The sequence below is a fragment of the Streptomyces olivochromogenes genome, assembly GCF_021538895.1.
In the GTDB taxonomy this organism is placed as follows: Bacteria; Actinomycetota; Actinomycetes; order Streptomycetales; family Streptomycetaceae; genus Streptomyces; species Streptomyces olivochromogenes_A.
The window spans coordinates 1-14947 of the sequence record NZ_JADDRL010000085.1 but is presented as its reverse complement, the minus strand read 5'-3'; the positions used below and the strand labels follow the sequence as shown (position 1 = coordinate 14947).

Annotated in this window: 10 protein-coding genes; 8 read left to right on the top strand and 2 right to left on the bottom strand. The window is 71.6% G+C overall.

The features are described from left to right. Positions 1-4: 4 nt before the first annotated feature. The 3 genes from iolB to mmsA are packed head-to-tail and all read left to right on the top strand — an operon-like array spanning position 5 to position 4226. Positions 5-829, top strand: a complete 825-nt coding sequence (gene iolB / locus IPZ69_RS33085; RefSeq protein ID WP_235458359.1) for a 5-deoxy-glucuronate isomerase — start codon at positions 5-7, stop codon at positions 827-829. After that, complete coding sequence (gene iolD / locus IPZ69_RS33080; RefSeq protein ID WP_235458358.1) at positions 826-2709, top strand: 3D-(3,5/4)-trihydroxycyclohexane-1,2-dione acylhydrolase (decyclizing); 1884 nt, start codon at positions 826-828, stop codon at positions 2707-2709. The genes iolB and iolD overlap by 4 nt, the downstream gene beginning before the upstream one ends. Before the next feature lie 14 nt (positions 2710-2723). Further along, on the top strand, positions 2724-4226 hold the full coding sequence (gene mmsA / locus IPZ69_RS33075; RefSeq protein ID WP_235458357.1) for a CoA-acylating methylmalonate-semialdehyde dehydrogenase: 1503 nt from the start codon (positions 2724-2726) through the stop codon (positions 4224-4226). A 61-nt stretch (positions 4227-4287) separates the two neighbouring features. On the opposite strand, the gene IPZ69_RS33070 is transcribed toward mmsA, so the two are convergent. Beyond that, on the bottom strand, positions 4288-5145 hold the full coding sequence (locus IPZ69_RS33070) for a hypothetical protein (RefSeq protein ID WP_235458356.1): 858 nt from the start codon (positions 5143-5145) through the stop codon (positions 4288-4290). Positions 5146-5506: 361 nt separating this feature from the next. On the opposite strand from IPZ69_RS33070, the gene IPZ69_RS33065 reads away from it, so the two are divergent. Continuing rightward, positions 5507-6907 carry an APC family permease gene (locus IPZ69_RS33065; RefSeq protein ID WP_235458355.1) on the top strand — a complete coding sequence of 467 codons (1401 nt, stop codon included), beginning with the start codon at positions 5507-5509 and terminating at the stop codon, positions 6905-6907. Between the two features lie 7 nt (positions 6908-6914). Here the strand turns inward: IPZ69_RS33065 and IPZ69_RS33060 are convergent, their stop codons facing one another. Then, positions 6915-7340, bottom strand: coding sequence for a GNAT family N-acetyltransferase (locus IPZ69_RS33060; RefSeq protein WP_235458354.1), 426 nt, complete (start codon positions 7338-7340; stop codon positions 6915-6917). A 115-nt stretch (positions 7341-7455) separates the two neighbouring features. Between IPZ69_RS33060 and IPZ69_RS33055 the strand changes: the two genes are divergently transcribed. From IPZ69_RS33055 to IPZ69_RS33040, 4 genes are all read left to right on the top strand, one after another. Continuing rightward, positions 7456-10107: a CocE/NonD family hydrolase gene (locus tag IPZ69_RS33055; RefSeq protein ID WP_235458353.1), complete on the top strand. Its 2652-nt coding sequence runs from the start codon at positions 7456-7458 to the stop codon at positions 10105-10107. Beyond that, positions 10104-10967 carry an ABC transporter permease gene (locus IPZ69_RS33050; protein ID WP_235458352.1) on the top strand — a complete coding sequence of 288 codons (864 nt, stop codon included), beginning with the start codon at positions 10104-10106 and terminating at the stop codon, positions 10965-10967. The genes IPZ69_RS33055 and IPZ69_RS33050 overlap by 4 nt, the downstream gene beginning before the upstream one ends. Positions 10968-11274: 307 nt before the next feature. Then, positions 11275-12813, top strand: a complete 1539-nt coding sequence (locus IPZ69_RS33045; RefSeq protein ID WP_235458351.1) for a vWA domain-containing protein — start codon at positions 11275-11277, stop codon at positions 12811-12813. A gap of 114 nt (positions 12814-12927) precedes the next feature. Then, positions 12928-14847, top strand: a complete 1920-nt coding sequence (locus IPZ69_RS33040) for an AMP-dependent synthetase/ligase (RefSeq protein ID WP_235458350.1) — start codon at positions 12928-12930, stop codon at positions 14845-14847. The last annotated feature ends 100 nt before the right edge of the window (positions 14848-14947 follow it).

Genomic DNA, 14947 nt, shown 5'->3' with positions numbered 1-14947 from the left:
CCGCATGACCAGCAATCACCTGCACCTGTGCAAGGGCTCGACCGCGGGCGCCCAGTATGTGGTCGACATCGACCCCGAGCGGGCCGGATGGGCACACAGCAGTCTGCGGATCGTCGAGCTGGACCCGGGTGGAACGCACCTGTTCACCACCGGTGACAGCGAATGGATCGTGCTTCCGCTGGAAGGCGGATGTACCGTCCGCACAGAGGGAAATGAGTTCCAACTCCTGGGCAGGAAGAACGTGTTCGCCGAGGTCTCGGACTTCGCGTACGCGCCCCGTGACGCCCGGGTCCAGATCGCCTCCGGCGCGGGAGGCCGCTTCGCCCTGGCAGGAGCGAAGTGCGAGCGACGACTCCCCGCCCGCTACGGCCCCGCGCCGGAGGTTCCCGTCGAGGTCCGCGGCAGCGGCACCTGCGCCCGGCGGGTGCGCAACTTCGCCTCCGCCGGCTCCTTCGACTGCGACCGGCTGATCGCCGTCGAGGTGATCACGCCCGGCGGCAACTGGTCCTCGTACCCGCCGCACAAGCACGACGAGTACCGGCCGGGCGAGGAGTCGGAGCTGGAGGAGATCTACTACTTCGAGATCGACGGCCCGAACGGTTTCGGGTACCAGCGCGTATTCCCCTCCCGTGAGGGCGGATCCGACGTCCTCGCCGAGGTCCGCTCCGGCGACGCCGTCCTCGTCCCCGACGGATGGCACGGCCCGTCGATCGCGCAGCCCGGGCACGACATGTACTACCTGAACGTGATGTCCGGTCCGGGTGAGACGCGGGAGTGGCGGATCTGCTTCCACCCGGCCCACCTAGAAAGCACAGAGGGTTACCGATGACCTCAACGACGAGGCTCACGGTCGCGCAGGCGCTCGTCCGCTTCCTGTCCGTCCAGTACACCGAGCGGGACGGCGTCCGCCGCCGGCTGATCGGCGCCACCTGGGGCATCTTCGGCCACGGCAACGTCGCCGGGATCGGCCAGGCGCTCATCGAGTACGCCGACGACATGCCGTACCACCAGGGCCGCAACGAACAGGCGATGGTGCACGCGGCCGTCGGCTACGCCCGCCAGTCCAACCGCCTGTCCACGCACGCGGTGACGACCTCCATCGGCCCCGGCGCCACCAACCTGGTGACCGGCGCCGCCCTGGCCACCATCAACCACCTCCCGGTCCTGCTGCTGCCCGGCGACGTCTTCGCGACCCGCCCGGCGGACCCGGTCCTGCAGCAGCTCGAAGTGCCGTACGCGGGCGATGTGTCGGTCAACGACTGCCTGCGCCCGGTGTCCCGGTACTTCGACCGGATCACCCGGCCGGAGGCCCTGATCCCGGCCGCCCTCCAGGCCATGCGGATCCTCGCCGACCCCGTCGAGACCGGCGCCGTCACCCTCGCCCTGCCGCAGGACGTGCAGGCGGAGGCGTACGACTGGCCGGACGAGTTCTTCGCCGAGCGCGTGTGGGCCGTACGGCGTCCGGGCGCGGACCCGGCCGAGCTCGCCGAGGCCGTACGGGCGATCCGGGCGGCGCGGCGGCCGCTGGTGATCGCCGGCGGCGGCGTCCACCACAGCCGGGCCGAGGGCGCGCTCGCCGAGTTCGCCGAGACGACCCGCATCCCGGTCGCCGCCACCCAGGCCGGCAAGGGCTCCCTGCGCTGGGACCACCCGCAGGACGTCGGCGGCGTCGGCCACACCGGCACCGCGACCGCGGACGAGCTCGCCCGCACCGCCGACCTGGTGATCGGCGTCGGCACCCGCTACACCGACTTCACCACCGCCTCCGGCACCCTCTTCGAGAACCCGGACGTCCGCTTCCTCAACCTCAACATCGCCCCCTTCGACGGCCACAAGCTGGCCGGCGCGCCGCTGATCGCGGACGCCCGCAGCGGCCTTCAGGAGCTGACCGAGGCGCTGGACATCCACCGGCACCGGGTCGCCGACCCGTACGTCGCCGAGTACACCGAGGACAAGGAGCGCTGGGAGCAGCGCGTCGAGGCCTGCTACGAGGCCGACGAGCCGGACATACGGCCGACCCAGCCGCAGGTGCTGGGCGTGCTCGACGCGCTCGTCGACGAGAGCGACATCATCATCAACGCGGCCGGGTCCCTCCCCGGCGACCTGCACAAACTGTGGCGGGCACGCTCGGCGGACCAGTACCACCTGGAGTACGGCTACTCCTGCATGGGCTACGAGATCCCGGCCGCGATCGGTGTGAAGCTCGCCGCTCCCGACCGGCCCGTGTGGGCGCTGGTCGGCGACGGCACGTATCTGATGATGCCGACGGAGATCGTGACCGCCGTGCAGGAGGGCGTCGCGATCAAGCTGCTGCTCGTGCAGAACCACGGGTACGCCTCGATCGGCGGGCTGTCCGAGTCGGTGGGCGGCGAGCGGTTCGGCACCGCCTACCGCTACCGGGCCGAGGACGGCACCTGCACGGGCGCCCCGCTCCCCGTCGACCTGGCCGCCAACGCGGCCAGCCTCGGCATGCGCGTTCTGCGCGCGAAGACCGTCCGTGACCTGCGCTCGGCACTCGCCGAGGCGCGGGCCACCGACACTCCCACTTGTGTCTACGTGGAGACCGAAACCGCAGACACTGTGTCGGGCGCGCCTCCGGCGCAGGCCTGGTGGGATGTTCCTGTGGCCGAGACCGCGACCCGATCCTCCGCGGTCAAGGCACGTGAGCTGTACGAACGGCACGTCTTTACCCGACGCCGCCATCTGTGAAGGAGTAACCGGGCATGACGAAGATCGTCAACCACTGGATCGGCGGGAAGACCGTCGAAGGCGCTTCGGGTACGTACGGGCCGGTCACGGACCCGGCGACCGGAGCGGTCACCACCAAGGTCGCGTTCGCCTCCGTGGACGAGGTCGACGCGGCGGTGGCCGCCGCCAAGGACGCCTACGCCACCTGGGGCCAGTCCTCGCTGGCCCAGCGCACCACCATCCTGTTCAAGTTCCGCGCGCTGCTCGACGCCCACCGCGACGAGATCGCCGAGCTGATCACCGCCGAGCACGGCAAGGTGCACTCCGACGCCCTCGGCGAGGTCGCGCGCGGCCTGGAGATCGTCGACCTGGCCTGCGGCATCAACGTGCAGCTCAAGGGCGAGCTGTCGACGCAGGTCGCCAGCCGCGTGGACGTGGCCTCGATCCGCCAGCCGCTGGGTGTCGTCGCCGGCATCACGCCGTTCAACTTCCCGGCGATGGTCCCGATGTGGATGTTCCCGATCGCCATCGCGTGCGGCAACACCTTCGTGCTGAAGCCGTCCGAGAAGGACCCGTCGGCGTCCCTCAAGATCGCCGAGCTGCTGGCCGAGGCCGGTCTGCCCGACGGCGTCTTCAACGTCGTCCACGGTGACAAGGTGGCCGTCGACCGCCTCCTGGAGCACCCGGACGTCAAGGCCGTCTCCTTCGTCGGCTCGACCCCGATCGCCCGCTACATCCACACCACCGCCTCCGCCAACGGCAAGCGCGTACAGGCCCTCGGCGGCGCCAAGAACCACATGCTGGTGCTGCCGGACGCCGACCTTGACGCGGCCGCCGACGCCGCCGTCTCGGCCGCCTACGGCTCCGCGGGCGAGCGCTGCATGGCCATCTCCGCGGTCGTCGCGGTGGGCGCCGTCGGCGACGAGCTGGTGGAGAAGATCCGCGAGCGCGCCGAGAAGATCAAGATCGGCCCCGGCAACGACCCGACCTCCGAGATGGGTCCGCTGATCACCAAGGTCCACCGCGACAAGGTGGCGTCCTACGTCGAGGGCGCGGCGGCCGAGGGCTCCGAGGTCGTGCTCGACGGCACCGGCTACACGGTCGAGGGCCACGAGGACGGCCACTGGATCGGCATCTCGCTGCTCGACAAGGTGCCCACCAGCGCGAAGGCCTACCAGGACGAGATCTTCGGCCCGGTGCTGTGCGTGCTGCGCGTGGACACCTACGAGGAGGGCGTGGCCCTCATCAACAGCTCGCCGTTCGGCAACGGCACCGCGATCTTCACCCGGGACGGCGGCGCCGCCCGCCGCTTCCAGCTGGAGATCGAGGCCGGCATGGTCGGCGTGAACGTGCCGATCCCGGTGCCGGTGGGCTACCACTCCTTCGGTGGCTGGAAGGACTCGCTCTTCGGCGACCACCACATCTACGGCAACGACGGCACGCACTTCTACACCCGCGGCAAGGTAGTGACCACGCGCTGGCCCGACCCGTCCGAGGCCCCGACGGGCGTCGACCTGGGCTTCCCGCGCAACCACTGAGCCAGTCCGGCGCTGCCCCGCCCTCCGCGTGGGAGAGGGCGGGGCACCGCCGTGTCCGGGCTCAGCCCTGCTGCTGTTGCTGCTGCTGCCGGAGCTTCTTGAGCGTCTCGGTGAGGTCACCGGTCTGCGCGGCCGGCGGGGGCTTGATCGTGGCCGTCCCGCCGAACTTCTCGAAGTCCAGGGTGATGGTCGCCGAACCGATCACCTCCTTCATGCGCACCGGCAGGTCCTTGCCGTTCACCCAGACGTCCATGACCAGCGAGCCGTTGGCGCCGGTCATCTGGTTGAGCATGCTGCTCTGGTCGCCGTAGACGTCCTTGAGCTTGCCCATCTGGTTCGCCTTGACCACGGCGTGGTAGTGGGTCGTGCTCTGCCCGTCGACGGTCTCCTTGCCGAGGTCGTCGACGTCGCTGGCGTACTTCAGGGCCTTCATGGAGGCCACCGGGCTGCCGCCGCCGGTGCCCCCGGCCATCGCCTGGCCACCCTTCTCACCGAACACGGCCGAGCCGTCGATCTTCATCCACTCCTTGCCCTTGAGCGGGCCGGAGGGCTGCGGGTCGATGTCGTAGTAGTAGGCGCCGCCCACGAAGAGCGTGCGGACCTTCGGCGAGCTGGTCAGCGACTGCATCTGGGCGGCCTTGGTGTCCATCTCGACGTCGAAGGCGAAGCCGTCACCCCAGGAGTACGTGCCGTCCATGGCGATGGGGCCCGTCGGCGCGCCCAGGTCGGTGCTCATCCGCACCTTGGCCGAGCCGAGGTTCTCCGTCCGGTCCGTCGCCCGGGCCAGCGCCGCCATGACCTTGTCGGCGCCGTCCACGGCCTTGGCCGCCGTCTTCGCGCCCTCGGCCCCGCAGGCGGACGTCGTCACCAGCGCCGCCGTCACCAAGCCCACGCAGGCCGCGGTGTGCCGCAGCTTCATGTGTCCCCACCCCGATGTTCCTGTGTGTTGTATGTGCCCGGCGACTCTATCGGGGCCCACCGACACCGATGCGACCGGATTTTCCGCGTCCGGATAGCGGACGTACTGACGTTTTTTTGACGCCCTCCCTGCGATTCTCGTATGGGCCCAAGTGGGCCAGTGGCCTAGGGAAACTGTCGGAAACGTGATCGTGGGCGTTGTTGACCTTCGGATTTCGTAGGTAAACACCCATTGACGCGCTGGTTTTCGTCGGGGTTCCATTCGGCACCGGGAGCGAGAGAAATGACGTACGACGCGAGCCGCCGGAGGCGATAGCGCTCCCTGTCGAAACATCACCGCACGAGTCGATCGGAACCGCCGCATGACCGACACGCTCCGCCCCGTCGAGACCGCCGTCCCGGCGGGGACCACGGACAGTCCTCAGAAGCTCAAGCGTTCCATCGGCGTGGTCGGCGGCACCCTGCTGACGCTGTCGTGCGTGACGCCCGCCTCCACGCTCTTCGTGGTGGTTCCCGACCTCTTCGGCTCGCTCGGCACCGCCACCGCCCTGACGATCGCCATCGGCTCCCTCCTCTGTATCGCCGTGGCGTTCTGCTACTCCGAGCTGGGCACCCTCATCCCCAGCGCGGGCGGCGAGTACGCCATGGTGTCGACGCTCGCCGGCCGGCTGGCCGGCTGGCTGGTCTTCGTGCTGTCCCTGCTGGTCGTCATGATCGTGCCACCGGTGATCGCGATGGGCACGGCCGACTACCTCGCGCCGATCGTCCACCTCGACCCGGCGATGACCGGCGCCGGCGTGATGCTGCTCGCCACCCTCGCCGGCCTGCTCGACCTGCGCGCCAACGCCTGGATCACCGGCATCTTCCTGGTCCTGGAGGTCATCGCCGCCGGCGTCGTGGCCATGCTCGGCTTCACGCACGGCCACCGCGGCCTCGGCAGCCTCACCTCGATGCAGGTGGCGGGCGAGAACGGGCACACGGACACCGTGACGGCCATGCTGGTCGTCTCCGGGCTCGCCATCGCCCTCTTCGTCACCCAGGGCTTCTCGACCGCCGTCTACCTCTCCGAGGAGCTGGAGCACCCGCGCCGCAACGTCGCCCGCACGGTGCTGGCCACCCTCGCCATCTCCTCCGTGATCATCCTGGTCCCGGTCGTCGCCATCACCATGGGCGCCTCCGACATCAAGGAGCTGACCGGCGGCGACATCAGCTCCATGGTCACCGCCTGGTCCAACTCCGCGGTCGGCACCTTCGTCAGCCTCTGCGTGGCCCTCGCGATCATCAACGCGGGCATCGTCATGGTCATCCAGAACTCCCGGGTCCTGTTCGCCTCGGCCCGCGACAAGGCCTGGCCCGAGCCGGTCAACAACGTCTTCTCCAAGCTCGGCCGCTTCGGCTCCCCCTGGGTCGCCACGCTCGCGGTGGGCGTCCCCGGCGCGCTGCTCTGCTTCGTCAACCTGGACACCCTCTACGGCGTCACCGGCGTCTCGGTGACCGCGATGTACCTGCTCGTCGCGGTCGCCGCCCTGCTCTCCCGGCGCGGCACGCACAAGCACACGCCCGCCTGGCGCATGCCGCTGTGGCCCGCGATGCCGGTCCTGCTGATCGCGGTCCTGGCGTACATCCTCAGCCAGCAGGAGACCGCCTACCTGCTGTGGACCGGCGGCATCACCGCCGTCGCCACCCTCTACTGGGCCTTCTACCTCCGGCCGCGCCGCGACACCCGCTGGCTGGTGTCGATCCCGGAGGACGCGCAGGCCTGACCGGCCCTCAGACGAAGTCCCACGTCACCACCGAGCACGTCCCGTCGTCCTTGCCACCCGCACTGCGGTAGGTGGCAAGGGCGACGTCGTTCCCGGCGTCGATCAGGACCCACATCCCGTAGCACCCCAGCTCCCGGCCCAGCGCCGCGAGCCGCCCGACCAGCGCCCGCCCGATGCCCCGGCGCCGGTACGGCTCCGCGACCGCGAGCTCGTACAGGAGCATCTCGGTGCCCTTGTCGGGGTGGACGGTCTCGACGCCGCTGACGAAGCCGACGGGGGCCTGCTCGCCGTCCGGGTAGGCCAGGAAGAGATGGTGACCGCCCGCCGTCAGGAAGCGCGCGGCCCATTCGGTGCGGACCGGCTGGTCGAACAGGTGCTCGGCAGCGGCGACTTCGGCGACGGAACCCGCACGACGAATCGCGAAGCTTGTCATGTGCCTTCGTACCACGTTCGCGGTATGCGGGAGCCGGCCTCTACTCCTCGGGGAGGGGCGGGGGTTCAGCCCGGCGGCTGGAGCCGATGTCGGTGGCGGCCCGTACCGTTGAGGCATGGATCTTCGAGTGCCCGGATTCCGGGGGCTGCTGCGTGCGCCGCGGAGGCTGCTGGCCGCCGCGGCCGCCGTCGTCGTGCTCGCCGGAGCCGGTACCTGGACGGCCGTCGCCTCCGACGACGCCCCCGGGGTACGCCGGGCCGACCGGGTCATGACGATGCCCGACGGGGTGCGCATCGACACCTCGTACTTCACCTCGACCGCCGCCGGCCGCCGCCCCGCCGTCCTGCTGGCGCACGGCTTCGGCGGCAGCAAGAACGACGTACGGGAACAGGCCGAGGACCTCGCCCGGGACGGGTACGCGGTGCTGACCTGGTCCGCCCGCGGCTTCGGCCGGTCGACCGGGAAGATCGGGCTGAACGACCCGCGGTACGAAGTCGCCGACGTCTCCCGGCTCATCGACTGGCTCGCCCGGCAGCCCCAGGTGCGGCTCGACAAGCCGGGCGACCCCCGCCTCGGCGTGGCCGGCGCCTCGTACGGCGGCGCGATCTCGCTGCTCGCCGCCGGGTACGACCACCGGGTGGACGCCATCGCCCCGGCCATCACGTACTGGAACCTCGCCGACGCCCTGTTCCCCAACGGCGTCTTCAAGAAGCTCTGGGCCGGGATCTTCTTCAACACCGGCGGCGGCTGCGACAAGTTCGAGACCGCGCTGTGCCGGATGTACGACCGGGTCGCCGAGTCGGGCACCCCGGACGCGGCCGCCCGCACCCTGCTGGAGCAGCGCTCGCCGTCCGCCGTCGCCGACCGCATCAAGGTGCCCACCCTGCTGATCCAGGGCCAGACCGACTCCCTGTTCACCCTCGCCCAGTCCGACGCCGCCGCACAGGCGATCCGCGCGGGCGGCGCCCCGGTGGACGTCGACTGGCTCGCCGGCGGGCACGACGGCGGCGACCTGGAGACCGGGCGCGTCCAGACGCGCGTGACGCACTGGTTCGACCGCTATCTGAAGGGCGACACGAGCACCGGCACCGGGCCGGCCTTCCGGATCACCCGCACCGGCGGCATCGACTCCACCGACGGCGCCGCCCGGCTGCGGGGCGCGAGCGCCGACACCTACCCCGGCCTGTCGAGCCGGAGGCGGGCCGTCGCGCTGACCGGCGGCGAGCAGCGCGTCGCCAACCCGGCCGGCGCCAGCCCGCCCGGAGTCTCCGCCCTGCCCGGCCTCGGCGGCACCGGCGGCCTCGCCCAGCTGTCCGCGCTCGGCATCGGGGTCTCCCTCGACTTCCCCGGCCAGTACGCCCGGTTCGACTCGGCGCCGCTGCGCGCCGACCTCAGGATCACCGGATCGCCGACGGCCACCGTCCACGTGACCTCGACCGGCGACGACGCCGTGCTCTTCGGGAAGGTGTACGACGTCGGGCCCGGCGGCACCCGGCAGGTGCTGCCCTCCCAGCTCGTCGCACCCCTGCGCATCGAGGGCGCCAAGTCCGGCAAGGACGTCACGGTCACCCTCCCGGCGATCGACCACGAGATGCAGAAGGGCCACCGGCTGCGCCTGGTCCTCGCCTCCACGGACCTCGGCTACGCCTCCCCGGCCGCCCCGGCGACGTACACCGTCTCCCTGAAGGGAGACCTGAGCGTGCCCACGGCCCCCGGCGTGACGACCGCGGCCGCCGCGCTGCCGTCCTGGGTGTGGTGGCTGCCCGCGGCCGGCGCCGCGGTCGCGCTCGCCCTGCTGCTGACCGGCCGCCGCCGCACGGCGGGCCCCGCGCCCGACCCCGCACTGGCCGAGGTCCCCCTGCAGATCACGGACCTGAGCAAGCGGTACGCGAAGTCGGCGGACCGGTACGCGGTGCTTGAGCTGTCCTTCCGCGTGGAGAAGGGCCAGGTGCTGGGCCTGCTCGGGCCCAACGGCGCGGGCAAGACGACGACCCTGCGCATGCTGATGGGCCTGATCAAACCGGACGGCGGCGAGATCCGCGTCTTCGGCCACGCGATCCGGCCCGGCGCGCCGGTGCTGTCCCGGGTCGGCGCCTTCGTGGAGGGCGCCGGGTTCCTGCCGCACCTGTCCGGCCGCGAGAACCTGGAGCTGTACTGGCGGGCGACCGGCCGCCCGGCCGAGGACGCGCATCTCGACGAGGCGTTGGAGATCGCCGGCCTCGGCGACGCGCTCGCCCGCGCGGTACGCACCTACTCCCAGGGCATGCGCCAGCGCCTGGCCATCGCCCAGGCCATGCTCGGCCTGCCCGACCTCCTCATCCTCGACGAGCCCACCAACGGCCTCGACCCGCCCCAGATCCGCGAGATGCGCGAGGTGATGATCCGCTACGCGGCCGCCGGCCGCACGGTGATCGTCTCCAGCCATCTGCTCGCGGAGGTCGAACAGTCCTGCACGCACCTCGTCGTGATGGACCGGGGCCGGCTGATCCAGGCCGGCCCGGTGGGGGAGATAGTCGGCTCCGGGGACACACTGCTGGTCGGCACCGCCGTCGCGCCGGAGGAGCCGGTCGTCGAGAAGGTGGGCGCGCTGCCGGGGGTCGCCTCGGCCGTCCGTACCGAGGACGGGCTGCTCGTCCGGCTCGAACCCGGCGGCAGCGCATCGCGTCTGGTGGCCGAACTCGTCCGGCTCGACGTGCCCGTCGAGTCGGTGGGCCCGCACCGCCGCCTCGAAGACGCCTTCCTCACCCTCATCGGAGGTACGTCATGAGCACGCTCGCCGAGCCGGTCGAGGTGGCCTCCGGCTACCGGGCGGGGCGCACGCTGCCGCTGCGGGTGGAGCTGGTCCGGCAACTGAAGCGGCGCCGCACCCTGATCATGGGCGGGATCCTCGCCGCCCTGCCGTTCGTGCTGCTCGTCGCCTTCGCCATCGGCGGCGAGCCGGGTGCCCGCAACAACCAGGTGACGCTGCTGGACACGGCCACCGCGTCCGGCGCCAACTTCGCCGCGGTGAACCTGTTCGTCTCCGCGGGCTTCCTGCTCGTCATCCCGGTCGCCCTCTTCTGCGGGGACACGGTGGCCTCGGAGGCCTCCTGGTCCTCCCTGCGCTATCTGCTCGCCGCGCCCGTGCCCCGGGCCCGGCTGCTGTGGTCCAAGCTCGTCGTGGGACTCGGACTCAGCCTCGCCGCCATGGTGCTGCTGCCGCTGGTCGCGCTCGCCGTCGGCACCGCCGCCTACGGCTGGGGCCCGCTGGAGATCCCCACCGGCGGCGCGCTCGACCCGGGCACCGCCGCGCAGCGCCTGGTGGCGGTCGTGGCGTACGTCTTCGTGGCCCAACTGGTCACCGCCGGGCTGGCGTTCTGGCTGTCCACGAAGACCGACGCCCCGCTCGGCGCGGTAGGCGGCGCGGTCGGCCTGACCATCGTCGGCAACGTCCTGGACGCCGTCACCGCCCTCGGCCACTGGCGCGACTTCCTGCCCGCGCACTGGCAGTTCGCCTGGGCCGACGCCGTCCAGGCGCACCCCGAGTGGTCCGGGATGATCCAGGGCACCGCGCTCTCCATAACGTACGCACTCGTGCTGTTCGCCCTGGCCTTCCGGGGTTTCGCCCGCAAGGACATCGTCTCCTAGGGTCTTTCGTTTGGATCAGGCCGGATCAGGGAGCGGGGTCTGGTGCCGTGCATCGCAAGGCGGAGGAGGGCGTCATGGCGGAGCCATGGCAACCGACGACAACGCGGCGAGGCGCGGTGCCAGGGCCCGCGAGCCCGGCCTGATCCAAACGAGAGGCCCTAGGTCACCGGAGGATCACCCACCGGTCTCGACGGGCCCTGTCCGTGGCCGCTTCGAGACGCATCCGCAACGCCCCGTGCCGCACGATCCGGCCCCTCGCGACGTCACAGTCACAGAAGTCGACGTCGACCCACAGGGGGCAGCTGCGATGGAGTGGTACCGAGCACGGCGGACACGGAGTGCGCTGGTCGCGCTCGCGGCGGTGGGCGGACTGCTGCTCACGGCCTGCGCCGGCGGGGGCGGCAGTAGTGAGAAGAGCTCTGCCGACGGGCCGAACCACACGGGGTATCCGGCCCCCGGCCCGGCCGAGAAGCAGGGCTCGGCGGAGAACCGGTTCGGGCAGGGCGTCGAGAGCGACGCGCCCGTCACCGACCACCTCTCCACCTTCGCCCTCGACGTCGACACCGCCTCCTACGGCTACGCCCGCCGCACGCTCGCCGACGGCAGGCGGCCCGACCCGTCGACGATCCGTCCCGAGGAGTTCGTCAACAGCTTCCGCCAGGACTACCGCCGCCCGGACGGCAACGGCTTCTCCGTCACCGTCGACGGCGCCCGCACCAGCGAGCCGAACTGGTCCCTGGTCCGGGTCGGCCTCGCCACCCGGACGGCCCAGCGGACCGGCGAACGGCCGCCCGCCGCCCTCACGTTCGTCATCGACGTCTCCGGCTCCATGGACGAGCCGGGCCGCCTGGACCTCGCCAAGCAGGGCCTCGACACCATGACGGACCAGCTGCGCGACGACGACTCGGTTGCCATCGTCACCTTCAGCGAGGAGGCCGAGACGGTCCTGCCGATGACCCGGCTCGGCGGCCACCGCGGGGAGATCCACGACGCGATCGGCGGCCTGGAGGCACAGGCCTCCACCAACCTCGGCGCGGGCGTCGAGACCGGCTACGCCACCGCCGTCGAGGGCCTGCGCAAGGGCGCGACCAACCGGGTCGTCCTGGTCTCCGACGCGCTCGCCAACGACGGGGACACCGACCCGGACTCGATCCTGGAGCGCATCGCCACGGACCGCCGCGAACACGGCATCACCCTCTTCGGCGTCGGCGTCGGCAGCGACTACGGCGACGCGCTGATGGAACGCCTCGCCGACAAGGGCGACGGGCACACGGCGTACGTGTCCGACGACGAGAGCGCCCGCAAGGTCTTCTGCACCCAGCTCCCGCAGAACATCGAGCTCACCGCCCGCGACGCCAAGGCCCAGGTCGCCTTCGACCCGCACACGATCGCCGACTTCCGCCTCGTCGGCTACGACGACCGCCGGGTCGCCGACGACGACTTCCGCAACGACCACGTCGACGGCGGCGAGGTCGGCCCCGGCCACACCGTCACCGCCCTGTACGCCGTGCGCACCAAGCCCGGCACCGACGGCCACCTCGCCACGGCCACCGTGCGCTGGCTCGACCCCGAGACCCGCGACCCGCACGAGGAGACCGGCGCCCTGGAGACCGGCTCGCTGGCCGACTCCGTCTGGAGCGCGAGCCCACGCTTCCAGGTGACCGCGGTCGCCGCCTACTTCGCCGACGCCCTGCGCCAGGGCGACGAGCGCTGGAGCGCGCTGCCCGGCGACCCCGGACCGGGCGAACTCCACCGGCACGCCATCGACTTGGCACGCAGCACCGAGGACAGGGCGGTGGGCGAACTCGCCCAGGCGATCGAGGAGGCGGACCGCGGCCGCGGGTAGCACGCGCGAACCGGTGGTGTCGTTTCCCTTGACCCTCCCTTACGCACGAGTAAGTTGACGATCCGGTAAGTACGTTCGGCAGCACGTCAGCACCAGTCGCGACCGGGAGCCGTGATGGGCGTACGCAAGGATCTGAAGCGGGCCGGGCAGCGCGCCGACCTGGCGGCCCGCACCAGGGTGGAGATCGTCAGGGACGAGCACGGCGTCGTACGCGAGGCCCGCACTCCGGCCCTCGCACCGGACCGGACCACCGGGTCGACGGCCGACCTGCCGTTCATCAACGCGGCCGAGGAACCGGACGCCGTGGTCCTGCGGCGCCGGACGGACGGCGGCTGGCGCCCGGTCACGGCCGCCGCCTTCGCCCGGGACGTCATGGACACCGCCAAGGGCCTCCTCGCGGCGGGCCTGGAACCGGGCGGCCGGGTCGCCGTCATGTCCCGTACCCGCTACGAGTGGACCGTACTGGACTTCGCGATCTGGGCGGCCGGCGGCCAGAGCGTCCCGATCTACGCCACCTCCTCCGCCGAGCAGGTGGAGTGGATCGTCCGCGACTCCGGTGCCCGGTACGTCGTCACCGAGACCGAGGCCAACACCGCCACCGTCGTCGCCGGCACCGCCCGCCACGCCGAACCCCCGCGGGTGTGGACCCTCGACGCCGGTGCCGTCGAGGACCTCACCACGCTCGGCCGGGACCTTCCCGACGAGGAGGTCCGCAAGCGCCGGACCGCCCTGACCCCCGACACCGTCGCCACCCTCTGCTACACCTCCGGCACCACCGGACGGCCCAAGGGCTGCGTCCTCACCCACGCCAACCTGCACGCCGAGGCCGCCAACACGATCGAGCTGCTGCACCCGGTCTTCCAGGCGGTCACCGGCCAGACCGCCTCGACCCTGCTCTTCCTGCCGCTCGCCCACATCATGGGCCGCACCCTGCAGATCGCCTGCCTGATGGCACGCATCGAGATCGGCCACTTCCCCAGCGTCAAACCCGACGAACTCCGCCCGGCGCTCAAGGAGTTCCGGCCCACCTTCCTGGTCGGCGTGCCCTACCTCTTCGAGCGGATCCACGACACCGGACGCGCCACCGCCGAGAAGATCGGCCGCGGCGCCTCCTTCGACCGCGCCGACCGGATCGCCGTGCGCTTCGGCGAGGCTTACCTGAACAAGTTCCTGGGCACCGGCAAGGGCCCGGGGCCGGGTCTCTACGCCGCCTGGGCACTGTACGACCTGCTGGTCTACCGCCGTGTGCGCACGGAACTCGGCGGCCGCATGCGGTACGCCATCAGCGGCGGCTCCCCGCTCGACCGCAACCTCAACCTGTTCTTCTACGCGGCCGGAATCATCGTCTACGAGGGCTACGGCCTCACCGAGACCACCGCCGCCGCCACCATCGTGCCCCCGCTGAAACCCCGCCCCGGCACGGTCGGCCAGCCGGTGCCCGGCGCGGCCGTCCGCATCGCCGACGACGGCGAGGTACTGATCAAGGGCGGGCTGGTCTTCGGCGCGTACTGGAACAACCCGGCGGCCACGGACGCGGTCCTCAGGGACGACTGGTTCGCCACCGGCGACCTCGGCTCCCTCGACGACGACGGCTATCTGACCATCACCGGCCGCAAGAAGGACATCCTCGTCACCACCGGCGGCAAGAACGTCTCCCCGGCCGTCCTGGAGGACCGGCTGCGCAGCCGCCCGCCGGTCGGCCAGTGCGTCGTCGTCGGCGACAACCGCCCCTTCATCGGCGCCCTCGTCACCCTCGACCCCGAGGCGGTCGCCCACTGGCTGTCGGTGCGCAAGCTGCCCACCGACACCCCGCTGTCGGAACTCGTGGGGGACCCGCGGCTGCGAGCCGAGGTGCAAAAGGCCGTCGACTACGCCAACGAGGCCGTCTCGCGCGCCGAGTCGATCCGCGCCTTCACCCTCGTCGAGGGCGCGTTCACCGAGGACAACGGACTGCTGACGCCGTCCCTGAAGGTCAAGCGGCACGCGGTCACCGCGGCCTACGCGCGGGAGATCGAGGCGCTGTACCGCAAGTGACACGCGAACGGCGGGCCACCGGAGGACCGGTGACCCGCCGTGGCGAGTGGGCTCTGACTCAGGCGCCGTTGCCCGAGAGGGCCGAGATGTCGTCCAGGAT